Below are 14,465 nucleotides of genomic sequence, written 5' to 3'. Positions count from 1 at the left end.
TAGCTATGAAATCAGAGTATACTATTAGCAGCATCACTGAGAGTGACTTAGAGAATGCCTCAGCGATTTTTGAAGATTTAATATCACAGCACGCACCGATGGCACACTATCTTTTTGGCTGGGTTGATGCGCGTAATTGTACAACAAAATCAATTACCTCGCTCGTTCACGACATTGAGTTAGTAGACGGTACTGTGGTTCACAGTGTATACCCCAGTGCACACGCTTGGGTAGCATTAAACGAAGACAATACACGTTACGCATTTGAGCAAGTCGCCAAGCTGCGGATCAGTCCAAAGCAAGTGCTCATGGATGTGCCTTGGCAGGTTACAGGCTGTTAAGCAGCGTAACGACTAAACAAACTTAAGGGTGAGAAAGCAAGATATGATTACCGCTAACATTCTAAACAGCTCAGGCGAGTTTGAAGCAATACAAAGCGCACCAGAGCAGCTCAATGCATTGAGTGTACCAGCTGCGACCCGAGGCAAAGAGCAGCTCATGATTTATACCAACTTTGCAAAGGTTTCTGATCTGGCCGCTGTTAAGCTGACATTTTTAATGGCAGATCCGAAGGTCAATGCAGGTGAGCCCTTTGTTATGTCAACACTTAACGGGGCAACGGTCGTCCCTATGGAGATGAATATAGTCACCGCAGGTGCGCTGCGTATTCCGATCCCTGTGGCATCGAATGAACGCGAAATCATCATCAAAGCTGACATAGTAAACGGTGTTGTAGGACAAGATAGTTTTGAATTCTGGGTATCGTTAAACACCTACCAACCAGTCAGTGGCTTGATACAGTAAGGAGTTCAGTATGCTTACACATTCTATCTCTCAACAATTCTATGGCTCTGGAGGAGGCGGTCAAACGCTCAAGACCATTCAGCTCACCCATGTCATCAGTGATGATGACCCTGCGCAAATCGAAATCCCATTAGGGGGCTTATTACAAGTTGGCGCTGGCGTGAATGCAACTTTAAATGGATTGCGTTTAGAACCTATTACTGATTACGCATTGCCTGTAGTGCAGGGGAATGCCACATTTGTCACCAAATTACCAAGGGTTGAATTGCACAGCGGCGATAAAATCGTCATTGATGCAACTTTAACCTCATAGTATCATTGCATATGGATGCTCAGATTATCTTTGCATCCTCATTCCTTGAGACCTGAGACTGAGTGGATTCCTAATCATTTTATGGAGACACATTTATGTCTAAAATTCGCGCGAATACGCAGGTTATCACCGCTTCTATCGACCGCTCGCTGATTGATACTTCATTTGAAGCAGATTTAGTTAAATTTGCAGATGACATCACAGCACTGGGCACTAACAAGGCCGATATTACATACGTTGATGAAGAGATCAGAAAGCTAATTGATGGCTCACCTGATGCACTAAATACGCTGAATGAGCTGGCGGCGGCACTTGCAGATGATGCAAACTTTGCGACCACAGTGACAAACAGATTTACTGCACATGAAGACCGGATCTCAGTCATTGAAAACGATATGGGCTACATCAAAGAAGCAGACCTTGTACGTGGTGAAGTAGCGGCGGGTGCGGTAGACGGCACAAACACGGTGTTTAACGTTGCGCGCAGGCCTCGCGTAGGTTCTGTCATGGTCTTTAAAAACGGCGTTGCTGATTTTAACCCTGACATTACAGTAAACGAATCTGCACAAACCATTACGTTTGCAGAGGCGCCTCAAGCGGGTGATAAAATTCATGTGTGTTATGAAGCGATACGCGTCGCATCATAACCATGTGATTTTACGTTAACGAAGCCCAGCTCTTGCTGGGCTTTTTTTTGCACTTGAAAAGACTCTATTAATCCAACACACATCATTGTACAATCTATGAAAATTGAGATACTGAGACCTAAGTTATGACCGTTTTACCACTGCATGATCTGCTTCTTGTTAAGCGCACATCAGAAGATCCCAAAGAACGCCGTATACAGCTACTTAAACAAGATGAGCCCAAACCTAACCGTGGTGTCGTACTGCAAGTAGGTCCAGGCAAACAGCTTGACAATGGAACCATCCGCCCAGTATGCGTAAAAGTCGGTGATACCGTGGTATTTCATGAACCTTATCGGCCCCATATCGAAATCATCGATGGTCAAGAAGCCTTGATCATTACTGAGTCTGACCTAATCGCCAAATTAGTGCCTTAAAGGCAGTATCATGGGTTATTCATCATTATACTCATCAAACTGAGTGATAGCGAAATGTGCACCCACCACCTCCTCAAGCTCAATAGCCGCGGAGTCATCTTCTCCATGTACTGCAAGTACTGTATACACAGCGTCTTTTTGTAGATGTTTGCGGCCATTTTGTACATAAGCAGGTACAAATGCGAAAGTAGGGTGTGAAAATACCACCCGTGTGCCCAATACAACGTCAGGCGTCAGTTCATTATTCATAAAGTCTTTATCGTTTAGGCCGCTGGCTTGCCACACTTGCAGTGCCTATCTCGACAATGTCTCATCGTCGTTATACCTGCAAGTTAGTTAATACCTAGTGTCAATCTTCTGTACTGCGTCAGTATTCAAATACAGAATTAGCCGTGCTTGTAAAACTGGGCTGCCAGCGATGTAATGCATGCAGCTTATCAAGGTCTGCTTCATAGCCCATCAAGCACAGAGCGGCGCGATCATATCAGAAATATAGGTACAAAGCATAGAGGGAAGGCAATTAAATTCTCTCATACATCACCACGACAAAAGCATTACTTCGGGCTTTGCTCTACCTGCACGATGAGCCAATATAGAAATATAACTGACTGTTTAAATTATATAATTCCCTAAAGGCCAGAACTCAAATATCGCGTAGACAAACCAAATCAGCATGTTCAAATACTCACTCACCCACGGGCTAAGCCCACTTTAGCGTTCACTCACTCATGCCGATGTCGTCAATATGATAAATACTTAATTTTCATCAATTAAACCCATAAAAATAATTCATTGTACAACCAAAATAGTATTTTACTCTTGTAAACACTCTAATTTTCTGCGAAAGTACAGCCAATCAGATGTAAGTCTGTAAGAGTTGTGCGGCTTTTGGAGTTGTACAATGAGAATTGAGACGATGATTGAGGGCTTGCCCCGAGGATTTAAAATGAACAAATCAGAGTTAATCGCTGCGGTTGCTGAGCAAACGGGCATCACCAAAGTAGCAGCGGCTACTACGGTAAATGCGGTATTTGATATGATCACCACAGAGCTCAGCAAGGGTTCAGGTGAAGTGAAGCTGTCTGGCTTTGGTAATTTTACCAGACGCCATAAAGCGGCGCGCGCCGGTCGAAACCCACAAACTGGTGAAGCCGTGGCTATCTCAGCACGTGAAACAGCCAACTTTGCTGCGGCAAAAGCGCTCAAAGAAGCCCTGAATAGCTAATATTTTTCTTGATTTGCCCTTGGGTGTTAGTCATGTATGGGAATAAGTACGCCTACCAATACAGACAACCCACCAAAAATTTGCCTATCTTGAACCGCGCTATCATATTCTAAGTATGTACAAGGCTCTCCTACTGCGTTGCACAACAAGACATTTGAAAAGCGCATTAATAAAGCCTATTATGTAGCCCAAAGAACTATGTAATAGGCTTTTTCATGTCTTCTGTTGTCGACCAACTCGCAACGTCATTATCGCAGCACAAAACAGCGCATGCCCGCAATCTCAGTGTATTACTGACTATGATACGACATGAACGGATCATCTCGGACCCTGATTTAGCAAGCTTGCTCGTTTATGCTGGGACTGATGCCATTAAGCAACAACAGCAAAAGCTTAGAGCATACATGCTAAAATACGATTATTCACCAAGCTCTGTTGCTTCGTATTCGAGTCGTTTGAAAAAGCTCATTAACTATTATCAAGATCACTGCTTAAATGACGCGCTGCCCACTCAGTTAAGCATCGGAGAAAAGCTGTCTCATTTAACGCGCAAACAACTTGGCAGCTGCTCTCAAAAAGCACAATTAGACTATTTGCATACCCATAGCGGTATTCCAGTACCAACACTAAAGCGCTGGATGAGCAAAGGCTCTAAGCCAACCAAAAACCACCATGATGCATTAACTCAACTGGCTCACCACTTTAATGTCTCGCCCCATTACTTGTCTGTCGCGTCGAGTAACTTGGCTGCCACAAGCACCTCTAAAATCGCACATAATGCGATTCAAGCCTTACCCAAAGTAAGCTGGGATGACAAAGTACAGACTCAAATAGAGCGCCTATTGTTATTTAAAACCAAAGCACGTACGCCTGCGCTATCACATGCCTCATTTAAATTAAACCGACGTGAAGCTCAAGCACTCATCGGTGGTGGCCGATGGACCACAAACGCAGATGGCAGTAACGCGTCTGCACGCAATTTTGAGCGTATGCTAGAGCGCTACTTTCGCTGGCTATGTGCAAACTTTGATATCGAATCAACTGCGCTTGATCTCAGTATGCTGCTAGTGATCGAGTACCTCGAAGCCTATGTGGATGACTGTTTAGAAAGTGAGTTTTACGCAACTTTGCAAACCACGCTCAATTTACTGTCAGGGCTTATCGATCCTATGCAAGGGTATTTGACCCGTTATCATGCTCCGGTCAGTAGTTTTACACTCAACGACAAGGTGCCCACAGAAGCATTTGACAATCTCACACTGTGGCTGGAGCAGGCCAATTACCTCAGCAGTCAGGTCAAAAGCTGGCAACGAGATGTGCGTCATCTTATGGCTGAGTTGCAACATGATGCCGACGATGCCGGTAAGCGTAACATTGGTTGGTTACTGGATGGCTTTGATGCCACGCTAGAACAAAGCGTCAGTGATATTCATCTTCTCGCCCAAGATTTACTAGAGCACAGTAAAAAGTGCACAGGTGTCAATCGCATTGCGCCTGCTCAAATCAGTTTATGGTTGCTGCTGAGCTTGGAGGTACCGCTGCGCATATCCAACTGGTGTGCTTTGCAATGGTTGGACAAAGACAATGGCAATACGCCAGCTCTATTTGAGGACAAGACAGGGCTGCGCATAAAGGTCCCTCGCAGCTATTTAAAGAATCGACGCGGGCGAGAAGTTGAGGCCATTGATGTGCTGATCAGCAACCCAAAAGTAACCACACTACTTGCTTTACTAAAACAAATTCGCGCCGAGTCTGGTATTCATTCAGAGGCTCTATTTGTTCAAACTCGGGCCAGTAACCAGCGCGCTCTGGGCGATCCCTATCAACGTACTGCACTTGCTAAATCTGTACAGGCATGGACAGCTCGTGCTGCTTTTACACGCTGGCCGGAACGCAATGTTGGTCGTGGTATAAACCCACATGGTATGCGCCACTTTGTTGCTAGTTATGTGTTAGACAGGACAGGTGACTATCGTCTTGCAGCGACCAGTTTGATGGATAGCGTCGCCGTGGTGATGAATGTCTATGGTAAAAACGATCACAGTTTAAACCAAAAAAAGCTCTCAGAGCTGCATCAATCACAGTTAAAGTCTTAATTGAAAGAAGTGTTTGAGCGGGCGACAACTCTATCGAAGAGTGCAATAGACGCCCTATGCATCGGCTTTAACCAGCGTTTTGTCTTGCTGTGATAGGCATGCGTTTAGTCGAATTATCAGCCTTACTCTGCCTGCTCGTGGCATATCTTAGAGTGTGCCTAGGTGTTTTTAGCTTGGGGGTTTTCGGCTCAGCCAGCGAGGCTTTATCTACACTTGCTTCAAGTAAGCTACATAGTTTGTAGTTTTCAGTGACTAGCTGGATCCGTTTTGGCTTTTTCTTTCCTGCGGTAATATGGCCATGATGGCGTCGCTTAAATGCGTTAAATAATTCATCCGGTATATAAGGTGCGCCATACACCGCTGGATGCAATGCACCTGAGCGCTTGTTTTTTAACGCAAGCGCCTCTATCGCCTGCGGGTCATTGGCAAACCTCACACATAACTCGACAAATTTTGACTTGAGATTAGCGGCTATTAAAGACTCTCGAGTCAATTCATTGCGCACGAGTCCCAATACCGTCTCGCGCAGCGCCCATTCTTTATACGCCCATGACTGCTTTTTGTCTTTACGCCGCACTAGCCCTGACAACTGCATTAAGTTATAAATAAATTCCTGACGACTTAAGCAACCATCCGCTTGTCCGTCTAGCCCAATACGCGCGGCGTTTACCCCAGCCAGCATACAATTGACTCGGTAATTAATAGAACGCGCTTCAAAGTGCAACGCCTGGATCACTAGCGCTGGCGGATAGCCTTTGCTTTGATAGTGTTTGATTAGCTGCTCCCGAATGCCAACAGACCATGGCTGGCTGTTTTTACCAAAGTGCATGGGAAAGTGTCTAAGTAAGTCTTTTTTCAGTGCAAACAACGCCCCCTCATAGGCAGCTTGATCCGCATAGAGTGGCTCTGTGGTATGTGGTTCAGCACTTGTTGCTTGCTCAGGGAAAAACAAGTTCTTATGATTTTTCATGGTTTTTTCCTTTCATTTGTATTTGAAAAAACGGGCTGAGCCCGCTCAAGACGCACGCGAAATTAACCCCGCGCCACGTCATCTCCTTTTTCACCAAGCAAACTATGATTGCTTGCTGAGGGATCAGTACTGCCAAACCCACCCTCGCCGCGTTGTGTTTGCGCCAGCGACTCAACAATTTGCATCGCGGGAGTGACAATTAAAGGCCTAAGAACAAGCTGTGCAAGCGGTTTGCCAAGTAACTTGCTGGGCTCGAATGTGGCTAAGTCTTCAGCTACTTTGAGCGTGACAGCAAGCATCACTTCACCGCGATAACTCTCGTCGATGATCCCAACCGCATTGGCAAGCATAACTGGGGTTTTGGATATAGAACTGCGAGCAACTAAATCAAAATAAAAGCCCATAGGCGGTGCAACCGCAAACCCACACCCGAGTAACCAAGTATCGGCTCTAAGCTGCTTAACAACCCGGATCGGCGTGACATCTAACCCTGTGTCTGTTGGATGTGCACGTTCAGGAAGCACAGCATGGTCATTGAGCAACTGTATCTGTGGCACATCCCCCACCATAAAGTACGGGGCCTCAGGTGCAGGTAATGCCAGTGATCCCGCTGGTAAATGCTCAACATCCTGCATATCTTGATGTGCCACTTGTACATCATGCGCATCAACCATTGCATTGATCAAGTCACTGACCTGAAAGTTATCATCCGCAGCAAAACGAGTTTGATTGGCCATGATCGAGTCATGTAGCCCAATGGTCAAACTCAATCTCAGTTCCTCACTTGCGATCGGTGCCTCTAAAATGGCATCAACAGCCGAATCAAGCGACACGTTTTTTGGCCAAGTCACTTCTTTTAAAATTGCGATGAGCTGTTCACGCATTTCATTTTTTATTACCATGAGTGGTCTCTCTATTTCTTTAGTATCAAATTGGCAGCATTGCTGCTCGATTATAAAATTATCATTAGTATCAATTTAGGCCGTGCCAAACATGTACTGTAAGTACCAGTTAAAAGCAGCCTGTCAGTCTCTATCGTCTCAATATAGGCAGCTAAAATGTGTACAAACTAGGTTGTCCCTAAATAAGCTGCTGCGCAGGATAATACGGTGCATTTCACTTGGTGTAAAGCTTTAAAAGTTCTTTTTTAGCAATGACTTGTCAATCACAAAGAAATGATTGTACATCACTGTATTAGCTAAAATTAAAAATCCACTAAAGGTACAGTTATAGATAAAAAACAATTAAACATTGTACAAACATGAGTGGTTTGTTTCGTGATGTTTAAAAGTTATCCTCTATTTCTGTGGATAGATGTGTACACAAGGTGTGCACTGGTTTGCAGGACTAAGTAACCCGTGGTGAGTACGTAAAGCTAGGTGCGCACTAAGCTGAAGCACAAAGCTTTAAAATCAGGTTTCGCGTGCCAAGCGCAATAAAGATCCACTTCACACAGGAGCGCCTCTAATATATGCATAGACTGAGTGTATTGCTGCTGACAATGTGCCATTCTCGTTGCCTGCTCGGATAGGGATAAGTCTTTCAGTAAGGCGGGATCTAGCTCCTTCATCAAATCTCGACGGGCTTTTTTCATTTCACGATGAATTAGTTGTAAGTCATGATTCCATCCCCCAGCAACCTCCTTAGCAGCCCAAAAAGGGCTATAGATCCCCACAATATTCGATGCATGTACTTTATCATCAAAAGATTGGCATAAGGATTGTAGATGCGCTTGGTTTTGCCACACTGCACGATAGCGATCCAATTGGCCATCACGATGCATAAACTTAAGCGTCTTCAGCGCAATCCGCGTTAACCCATAGCCAATATAGCCTGAGCCGCCACAGGGATAGCAGGGAATCCCCTTATTATCTCGATTGTGTGTCACACCCAAACCATCACACCGGATGCATTTTTCGCCATTGATATTGAGCTGTTTTAACCGTTTAATCGCCAAATCTTTAGCCTGCTGATGGGTCACATCAATATCAAGCAATGTACAGATGGCCTGCACTACTTTCATTGTGGTTCTCTTTGTCTCATTCGTTGCAACGTAAGGTAGTCACCTTGGTCTCGTCACATTGACAGTATCCTACCCACAGTCATAAATCAACTTCATTGTACAATTTAAAATAAAGCGACTATGTATTGGCGGCTTCAATTTTCCTTATTGGCTTTACGGCTTCTTCCACCACTTTACGCTGCTAGCATATCAATAACTCTTTTTTGAAAAGCATTGCACAATTAGGACAATCCCAAAACAACTTCAGTGTGCTCTGTCAAATCACAAAGAGACATCTAATTGATCGATATAAAAAAGTTACATTTGTTACACCTGATGAAGCCGTGTAACCCAACCAAATATCACGCGTAATAAACACTATATATTTATTACAATTTAGTCATCTAAAACCAAATTATTAAACTGACCTTGAAAGGGTGTACTCCCTTTATTTGGTCTGGTATAGTTCGAAACACAGTGCATCACAGGCTTTTTCGTGCGTGCACATCGTTGAAATATATTGAACTATAACAATAATTGGAAATATAAAAATGAAACCTTTAGCTGTGACACGCTTGGGACTATATCTGCTGGCAGCTGCAATTTCCGCAGCCATCGTTGTTATGCATATGGGTTGTATTGAAGGCTGTCCGTTGTTGCTGTTAGAAATTGCAAATACCACCATGCTGGCTTTTTCGATACTCGCATTGATCACACTCTATGATATGACCCCCAAAGCACAGGTTAATCGACTTCTGTTCACCGTATTACATGAAGCAAGAAGCAGTGCGGCAAAGTCAGTCACATTTGTGGTTAATAAAGATGAACGCAGATTGTATGTTGATATCGATGATAGAACTGTGGTTCCTATGTGCCATTATCAATTGGCACCGCGATTAGCTAGTTTAATAGCCGGTAAACACAACGTCGACATTTTGCCCCTGAGGGATGGTAAATCCCAAGCTTACTTTTTCACTGGAGAATACCCTATCCCTCGGACATAACCCAGTTGTACAAGCCCATCTATATGCAATAAAAAAGCTGACTTAAAAGTCAGCTTTTTTTCGCTCAGTCGGTTAACTGAGTAAGTCCACTTTAAAGCCCTGAGAATCCAGTAATGTGCTGATATAAGTACAACGCTTGCGCAGATTGACTTGCGTCATCCCCAGCTGATTTGCCAACACACCAAATTGAGCTCCCTTTGATAGCCCATGCAGCAGATCTTGATCAGGTTTACCTAATTGACAAATCACCCGCTTAGGAATATCCACCCCATTAACTTTTAACACGCCTTTTTCTTCAGTTTTTTGTATTGATTTCTTGTGACGGTTTTTCAAAGTCTCTCGGCGCGATGGGGTTTTATTGAGTACTGCGTTCATATCACTGACAGTAGGCGCTTGCTTTGCAACACTTTGAACGATTGATTCAGGCACTGCAACTGACCCTTGAGGGAGAGCCGCTTCAGGCTGTAGTTCAGCTTCGGGCTCTGACTTTGGCGCAATTTCCTCACTGAGTGATTGGCTCTTTTGCTCAGCGCTATCCCCCTCTTCTTTAACCTGCTCTTGGCGGGAAGCCGCGCGCTCATGCTCTAACGCCAAATCATGATCGCGCTTCTCTCTTAGCTGTTGCTGGCGTCGCTTCTGATATTGCTCTATTGCATGGTTGGTCGCCAACGTTAAAATCACTGCCATCGGATCGAATACGATAATTAAAGCAAAAATAAAGAACTTCACGGCATCTTGTACATCGATACCAAACATCGCCGCAATATAAATAATTGGGCCAACATGAGCATCGGCTTCCATCTTTTGCTTTTGCAAAGCAGCCATTGTTTCTTGCAAAGCTTTACGCTGCTGCTCTAATTGCGCAACTTCCTCAGCATAATCAGCTCTGAGCTCCATGCGTTTGGTTATATACTGTGGCGGCACATCAGCAATGGTCTTATTGATCTGTTCTAGTCTTTCATTCACCTGTAAAACCTGCTTTTGATTAGCTTCTATGGTAAATGTGACTTCTTGCAATTTTTGCGTCGACTCTCCGTAACCCATAGATAAAAAGCCAAATATACCTAAGCTGGTGACAATCATCAGTACGCCTATCGCGCCGATCAGGTAGGTTTTCATTAAAAACCCTGTTGTCTCCCAAGTGCGATAGACAAAGCTGGCCGCCACCAGCTTACCGAGCTCTAAAGAAGAGCCCATGACAACAACTGGCCAATAAGCCGCTGAAAACATCGCAGCCAGACCGATCACTGAAAAGTAAGCGGCACTGCCTGCTATCGCCACAGAGGCGATGATCAAGACAAGTATTAATCCCATTTCGGGGTCTCCTTTAAATTTACTAATTAACTGCGGACTTAACATTCGATTAAGCCCTAAATACCTTTAACCAAATGTCGGGATATGTTTCTTTGCCCGCCCAGATGGCTGATTTGGAGTGATGGTTTTCAGTGTGGCTTCATAGGCTTGCACAAATGCGAAGTCATCAAGCTCTGTGCCATAGTCACTCTGTGATAACACCAAGGTATTCACTCGACTTAAAGATTGCTGTACCGGCATTCCAGTATCGACTTCAACCTTCTCTAGTACTGCCTGCACCCTGGCGCGCAGCGCTATCTGGGTTGACTCTTGTTTGTACCCGCTAGGGAACAGGAAATAAATTGTACCTGTGGTATTGTGTAGCCAATCGCTCAACTCATCGCTGCTCGGAAACCCCTTTACCATCACAAAAGCTCTGTTTAGTTCCTTGATATAACACTGTTTAAACTCAGTCATACGCCTGCCCATTCAATTGATGCAACGCCCCATCTAAACGCATTAATTGGTCCTTGATGGCCTCCCTTTCCATTTCTAGTGCCCCTTTGATCACCTCTTTGGCCTTACTCAGCCAAGTGCGTTTTTCTCTGGATAAACACACGGCAAAACACTCGTAGTGATAGCCACCTTCTGGGGTCTGGGGATATTTTCGGCGATAATATACTGAGTTTAAGGCGACACTGTTCATAAGCGTTTCGCCGTTAACCAACTGCTGATATTCATTGTGTGCATGCATCGTATCTAACAGATCTTGCGGCCATAGCACAGCGCTGTTTTGCTCAAAGGGGCGCAGCGCCCCGTTGCCACTTAACGTAAAAATAGCACTGTGTACATTTGTGTCTTCTTGATAATGGCCAGCACCTGAGTTGTCGAATGCCACTTTGATCACCGATACCTGTTTAAACACCTCAGACAGCGCATACAAACTGGTTGGTTGTACATCGGTGAAAGTTGGTTCACCGTACACACCGATGTAGCCTAAGTGGTCCAACATAGGCTCCCCTTTTTCATTCTTACCGCAGGTTAACACCACAATTTTAGCTTGCCTGCGCTCTAACAGCTGTGAGGCGTGCTCTAACAAAATCCCTTTAGGGTTAAGAACTGGCTCGCCTTTAGTAAGCTGCACATTGATTGGGCGAGAGTGGGCGAAAACGCCATCTCCGCGCCGCTCCAAATCAACGCTATATAATTCAAAATCGTACTGATTCACTGACATGATGCATATACTCCGCGATATATCAGAGACAGGCCACAATGCCCATCATTCTCGTCTCAATTAACAACCATTGTAACATGCAGCCTTGTACAATAAAAAACACAAAAGCCCAGCATAAAGCTGGGCTTGGCAATAAAAATATAACGAAGTTTATACTACAGGCGGTGTTTCTTTTGCGACCACCTCGTCATAAGAATGTCCCACATATGGAAAATCGGCAATAATCGCCATCATTTGTGCTTTGGCATCGGACCAATCGCCTATGAGGTTTGGAAAACACAAGGCCATTTGATCATTAACCAACCTGATAATATGGGTATTGGGATCTAAATGCAGATCAGATAGAAACACGGCATTATCTGAATGGCTAGCACCGGTACTTACCATGAGATATGATACCCCTTCAGGCAAACTGTTGATGTCAAGCGGCGCTTGCCCCTGCCAAAGCTCATCTGGCCATAAGGTAATATCTTCGCTCGAGTAATGTTCATATTTATCAACGACCAAATATGCCTTTGCCACTGTCCCAGCATTGCGTACCTCTTCACTATACGCGCGCTGGGTATCAAAAACCAACAAGGGCACATATGGCGTCATTGGCCGCTTATTTTGGTGATCAAGCTGATAAATCACAGCTGCTGAAGCCGCGCCAGTTTTCTGTCTCGCATATAACTGGCCCAAGTCAAACTCCTCCCCTAGAGGAGGAAAAACATTGCCTTTCCAACTGGTTTTACCGACAATTGAATGCAGAATCGTACCCTGATCATCGGTCAATACAAGCAATGCCGGTTTTTCCTCTAGGTATCGCATGTACTTGTCATTTGGATCTGTACGGCTGTAGCTCTTTTGGCTATGTTGAAGCAGTGATTCAGACTCATAAAACGCTGCGGGATGTACCATCAATGTCATTGTTCATCATCTCCTGTTAGGTTATTTGGCACTGTGCTCGCAGGCTAATTGGCGAGATCACCCCAGAAAAATCATACCCTTTCGAAAGCTCTAAAGTCGCACCTGAACCAAAACCTCCCACAGTGCCCATGGCCAGAGGTCTGCGCTCTATATAGCTAGTGTTTAAGTAACTGACAACCCCAGCATTAATATTGGCGTCTGGCGTTTTAACATTGCACTGGGTAAATACGGGAGCATTATGATTTTTAGTCAAAAAGAAAAAAGTGGGGGCTTGCTCACCGACCCATTTACCTGCTGTGACATAACCCTTAAGTGCGTTTAGTTCACCTGATGACAAAGTATATTCATTACTCACACTAAAACTGATGTCTGTTAACCAACTCAAATCAGCCTGAGCATTCACTGGCACTGCGGTAAAATCATCTCTGTGACTGGCTGGCTCTTTTCCTGCGGGATGCTGCATGCCTGACATTTTGGCATGAGGGCCTACTGAGCCATAGCTTGAGTCACTTTTTCCACTTGTGATCAAACTCATATAACCACAATATCTTGCGGGCATAGACAATCCTACATCACTATGACTCTGCCCTTTTTTATCAAAGTACATACCATAATAAAACTCAGCAGGTGTCGGCACACGCCCAGTATAAAAGTGAAAGCGCAACGTAAAGTCATTAGCGCCATGTGTAACTTGATTTAAGTCTTCTTGTCGATAAAAAGAGGGAGAAAATGGCCGCATCGCCATTCGCTGTAGCTCTTCGTTTGATAATAACGAATTGATATCAAAAGTTTCGGCCATGGTTTAAACCTATTATTCTCGGTTAGACCTCAGCCTAACCTGCCATCGGGGTGCAAAAATACAGTGTTAATCCACTGCAAGTATCTCAGTCTCATTACATACATCTTTATATGGTATTTATTGTACAATAAATACCATTCATTTAACCATTAATGGGCGATTAACGAACCACCTTCATTGGGATCCTCAAGGTATTGTTCTCCAAGTACAAAGGTCGACCTAAACGCCAACTGTCTAAGCCTTCAAATTCTATGTCTGCGCCACTTTGATAGTCACCCACCGTACCCACGGCATAAACGACAAATTTGCCAAATGACGTGCGAAAAGAATAGCTATTAGCAATAAAATGCGCAGCAATAGAGTTTGTCATCATCAACAAAAAGCTTTGCGGCTTTTCATTATTGGTCGGTGTTGGATGAAACATAGGGTAATATATTTCTTTGTGACTTTCAGGCCAGTGCAGCAGTAACTCTCCTTCGTCATTAACACTACTGTGAGATGGAGGCAATACATAGCCTGCGGACGCCTTATTCACACTCGGTATACGCGGACCAACAAGCCCAGATGCCTGGTCATTCGGCTTAAACTGAGCAAGTAAAGCGTCGGGCTCCAAATGTGAAAGCATAAAAAACATGTCGTATTCACCGCCACTGCGATGACCAGAAGAAGGACCTGACATATAATTACCGCGCACAGTAGAGCAGATGGAATGGATAAAGTTCGAGTTTACCCAGTAGTTTTTACGCATGACGT

Annotated in this window: 19 protein-coding genes; 8 read left to right on the top strand and 11 right to left on the bottom strand. The window is 44.5% G+C overall.

What is annotated here, in order from left to right:
* Window positions 1-5: 5 nt before the first annotated feature.
* The 5 genes from QNM16_RS23200 to groES all read left to right on the top strand — a co-directional run bounded on the left by QNM16_RS23200 (window position 6) and on the right by groES (window position 2,180).
* On the top strand, window positions 6-341 hold the full coding sequence (locus QNM16_RS23200; protein ID WP_284022615.1) for a hypothetical protein: 336 nt from the start codon (window positions 6-8) through the stop codon (window positions 339-341).
* Window positions 342-384: 43 nt separating this feature from the next.
* Window positions 385-804: a hypothetical protein gene (locus QNM16_RS23195; protein WP_284022614.1), complete on the top strand. Its 420-nt coding sequence runs from the start codon at window positions 385-387 to the stop codon at window positions 802-804.
* 10 nt (window positions 805-814) lie between these two features.
* On the top strand, window positions 815-1,117 hold the full coding sequence (locus tag QNM16_RS23190) for a hypothetical protein (RefSeq protein WP_284022613.1): 303 nt from the start codon (window positions 815-817) through the stop codon (window positions 1,115-1,117).
* A gap of 95 nt (window positions 1,118-1,212) precedes the next feature.
* Window positions 1,213-1,764, top strand: a complete 552-nt coding sequence (locus tag QNM16_RS23185; RefSeq protein ID WP_284022612.1) for a hypothetical protein — start codon at window positions 1,213-1,215, stop codon at window positions 1,762-1,764.
* A 125-nt stretch (window positions 1,765-1,889) separates the two neighbouring features.
* Window positions 1,890-2,180: a co-chaperone GroES gene (gene groES, locus QNM16_RS23180; RefSeq protein WP_284022611.1), complete on the top strand. Its 291-nt coding sequence runs from the start codon at window positions 1,890-1,892 to the stop codon at window positions 2,178-2,180.
* A gap of 15 nt (window positions 2,181-2,195) precedes the next feature.
* On the opposite strand, the gene QNM16_RS23175 is transcribed toward groES, so the two are convergent.
* Entirely contained in the window at window positions 2,196-2,465 is a 270-nt protein-coding gene (locus tag QNM16_RS23175; RefSeq protein ID WP_284022610.1) for a hypothetical protein, read from the bottom strand.
* 661 nt (window positions 2,466-3,126) lie between these two features.
* Here QNM16_RS23175 and QNM16_RS23170 point away from each other — a divergent pair.
* On the top strand, window positions 3,127-3,405 hold the full coding sequence (locus QNM16_RS23170) for an HU family DNA-binding protein (protein WP_284022609.1): 279 nt from the start codon (window positions 3,127-3,129) through the stop codon (window positions 3,403-3,405).
* A gap of 26 nt (window positions 3,406-3,431) precedes the next feature.
* Here the strand turns inward: QNM16_RS23170 and QNM16_RS23165 are convergent, their stop codons facing one another.
* Window positions 3,432-3,572, bottom strand: a complete 141-nt coding sequence (locus QNM16_RS23165; RefSeq protein ID WP_284022608.1) for a hypothetical protein — start codon at window positions 3,570-3,572, stop codon at window positions 3,432-3,434.
* Window positions 3,573-3,620: 48 nt separating this feature from the next.
* On the opposite strand from QNM16_RS23165, the gene QNM16_RS23160 reads away from it, so the two are divergent.
* A complete protein-coding gene (locus QNM16_RS23160) occupies window positions 3,621-5,501 on the top strand; it encodes a site-specific integrase (RefSeq protein WP_284022607.1) in 1,881 nt (626 codons plus the stop codon).
* 67 nt (window positions 5,502-5,568) lie between these two features.
* Here QNM16_RS23160 and QNM16_RS23155 read toward each other — a convergent pair whose 3' ends face one another.
* The 3 genes from QNM16_RS23155 to QNM16_RS23145 all read right to left on the bottom strand — a co-directional run bounded on the left by QNM16_RS23155 (window position 5,569) and on the right by QNM16_RS23145 (window position 8,494).
* Window positions 5,569-6,471, bottom strand: coding sequence for a ProQ/FINO family protein (locus QNM16_RS23155; RefSeq protein ID WP_284022606.1), 903 nt, complete (start codon window positions 6,469-6,471; stop codon window positions 5,569-5,571).
* Between the two features lie 62 nt (window positions 6,472-6,533).
* Window positions 6,534-7,373, bottom strand: coding sequence for a dUTP diphosphatase (locus QNM16_RS23150; RefSeq protein ID WP_284022605.1), 840 nt, complete (start codon window positions 7,371-7,373; stop codon window positions 6,534-6,536).
* 473 nt (window positions 7,374-7,846) lie between these two features.
* On the bottom strand, window positions 7,847-8,494 hold the full coding sequence (locus QNM16_RS23145) for a hypothetical protein (protein ID WP_284022604.1): 648 nt from the start codon (window positions 8,492-8,494) through the stop codon (window positions 7,847-7,849).
* A gap of 530 nt (window positions 8,495-9,024) precedes the next feature.
* Between QNM16_RS23145 and QNM16_RS23140 the strand changes: the two genes are divergently transcribed.
* Window positions 9,025-9,477: a hypothetical protein gene (locus QNM16_RS23140; protein WP_284022603.1), complete on the top strand. Its 453-nt coding sequence runs from the start codon at window positions 9,025-9,027 to the stop codon at window positions 9,475-9,477.
* Window positions 9,478-9,549: 72 nt separating this feature from the next.
* Here the strand turns inward: QNM16_RS23140 and QNM16_RS23135 are convergent, their stop codons facing one another.
* From QNM16_RS23135 to QNM16_RS23110, 6 genes are all read right to left on the bottom strand, one after another.
* The gene (locus QNM16_RS23135) at window positions 9,550-10,791 is read right to left on the bottom strand and encodes a hypothetical protein (protein WP_284022602.1); all 1,242 of its coding nucleotides are present in this window, start codon (window positions 10,789-10,791) and stop codon (window positions 9,550-9,552) included.
* Window positions 10,792-10,857: 66 nt separating this feature from the next.
* Window positions 10,858-11,247, bottom strand: a complete 390-nt coding sequence (locus QNM16_RS23130; RefSeq protein ID WP_284022601.1) for a hypothetical protein — start codon at window positions 11,245-11,247, stop codon at window positions 10,858-10,860.
* Window positions 11,240-12,004, bottom strand: coding sequence for a hypothetical protein (locus QNM16_RS23125; RefSeq protein ID WP_284022600.1), 765 nt, complete (start codon window positions 12,002-12,004; stop codon window positions 11,240-11,242). The genes QNM16_RS23130 and QNM16_RS23125 overlap by 8 nt, the downstream gene beginning before the upstream one ends.
* Window positions 12,005-12,154: 150 nt before the next feature.
* Complete coding sequence (locus QNM16_RS23120) at window positions 12,155-12,913, bottom strand: hypothetical protein (RefSeq protein WP_284022599.1); 759 nt, start codon at window positions 12,911-12,913, stop codon at window positions 12,155-12,157.
* Between the two features lie 16 nt (window positions 12,914-12,929).
* Complete coding sequence (locus QNM16_RS23115) at window positions 12,930-13,712, bottom strand: hypothetical protein (protein WP_284022598.1); 783 nt, start codon at window positions 13,710-13,712, stop codon at window positions 12,930-12,932.
* 160 nt (window positions 13,713-13,872) lie between these two features.
* Entirely contained in the window at window positions 13,873-14,460 is a 588-nt protein-coding gene (locus tag QNM16_RS23110) for a hypothetical protein (RefSeq protein ID WP_284022597.1), read from the bottom strand.
* Between the last annotated feature and the right edge of the window lie 5 nt (window positions 14,461-14,465).

Origin of the sequence: Pseudoalteromonas umbrosa, assembly GCF_030125375.1 — a bacterium.
Lineage (GTDB): Bacteria > Pseudomonadota > Gammaproteobacteria > Enterobacterales > Alteromonadaceae > Pseudoalteromonas > Pseudoalteromonas umbrosa.
The sequence above is the reverse complement of the archived record's forward strand: the minus strand, read 5'-3'. Positions and strand labels throughout refer to the sequence as shown.

Excerpts from the sequence above, each read along its gene's own strand:
- QNM16_RS23130 (WP_284022601.1), bottom strand. The coding sequence starts at position 11,247 with ATGACTGAGTTTAAACAGTGTTATATCAAGGAACTAAACAGAGCTTTT.
- QNM16_RS23190 (WP_284022613.1), top strand. The coding sequence starts at position 815 with ATGCTTACACATTCTATCTCTCAACAATTCTATGGCTCTGGAGGAGGC.
- QNM16_RS23160 (WP_284022607.1), top strand. The coding sequence starts at position 3,621 with ATGTCTTCTGTTGTCGACCAACTCGCAACGTCATTATCGCAGCACAAA.
- QNM16_RS23125 (WP_284022600.1), bottom strand. The coding sequence starts at position 12,004 with ATGTCAGTGAATCAGTACGATTTTGAATTATATAGCGTTGATTTGGAG.
- QNM16_RS23115 (WP_284022598.1), bottom strand. The coding sequence starts at position 13,712 with ATGGCCGAAACTTTTGATATCAATTCGTTATTATCAAACGAAGAGCTA.
- QNM16_RS23135 (WP_284022602.1), bottom strand. The coding sequence starts at position 10,791 with ATGGGATTAATACTTGTCTTGATCATCGCCTCTGTGGCGATAGCAGGC.
- QNM16_RS23150 (WP_284022605.1), bottom strand. The coding sequence starts at position 7,373 with ATGGTAATAAAAAATGAAATGCGTGAACAGCTCATCGCAATTTTAAAA.
- QNM16_RS23165 (WP_284022608.1), bottom strand. The coding sequence starts at position 3,572 with ATGCGCTTTTCAAATGTCTTGTTGTGCAACGCAGTAGGAGAGCCTTGT.
- QNM16_RS23145 (WP_284022604.1), bottom strand. The coding sequence starts at position 8,494 with ATGAAAGTAGTGCAGGCCATCTGTACATTGCTTGATATTGATGTGACC.
- QNM16_RS23195 (WP_284022614.1), top strand. The coding sequence starts at position 385 with ATGATTACCGCTAACATTCTAAACAGCTCAGGCGAGTTTGAAGCAATA.
- QNM16_RS23155 (WP_284022606.1), bottom strand. The coding sequence starts at position 6,471 with ATGAAAAATCATAAGAACTTGTTTTTCCCTGAGCAAGCAACAAGTGCT.
- QNM16_RS23120 (WP_284022599.1), bottom strand. The coding sequence starts at position 12,913 with ATGACATTGATGGTACATCCCGCAGCGTTTTATGAGTCTGAATCACTG.
- QNM16_RS23185 (WP_284022612.1), top strand. The coding sequence starts at position 1,213 with ATGTCTAAAATTCGCGCGAATACGCAGGTTATCACCGCTTCTATCGAC.
- groES (WP_284022611.1), top strand. The coding sequence starts at position 1,890 with ATGACCGTTTTACCACTGCATGATCTGCTTCTTGTTAAGCGCACATCA.
- QNM16_RS23200 (WP_284022615.1), top strand. The coding sequence starts at position 6 with ATGAAATCAGAGTATACTATTAGCAGCATCACTGAGAGTGACTTAGAG.
- QNM16_RS23170 (WP_284022609.1), top strand. The coding sequence starts at position 3,127 with ATGAACAAATCAGAGTTAATCGCTGCGGTTGCTGAGCAAACGGGCATC.
- QNM16_RS23140 (WP_284022603.1), top strand. The coding sequence starts at position 9,025 with ATGAAACCTTTAGCTGTGACACGCTTGGGACTATATCTGCTGGCAGCT.
- QNM16_RS23110 (WP_284022597.1), bottom strand. The coding sequence starts at position 14,460 with ATGCGTAAAAACTACTGGGTAAACTCGAACTTTATCCATTCCATCTGC.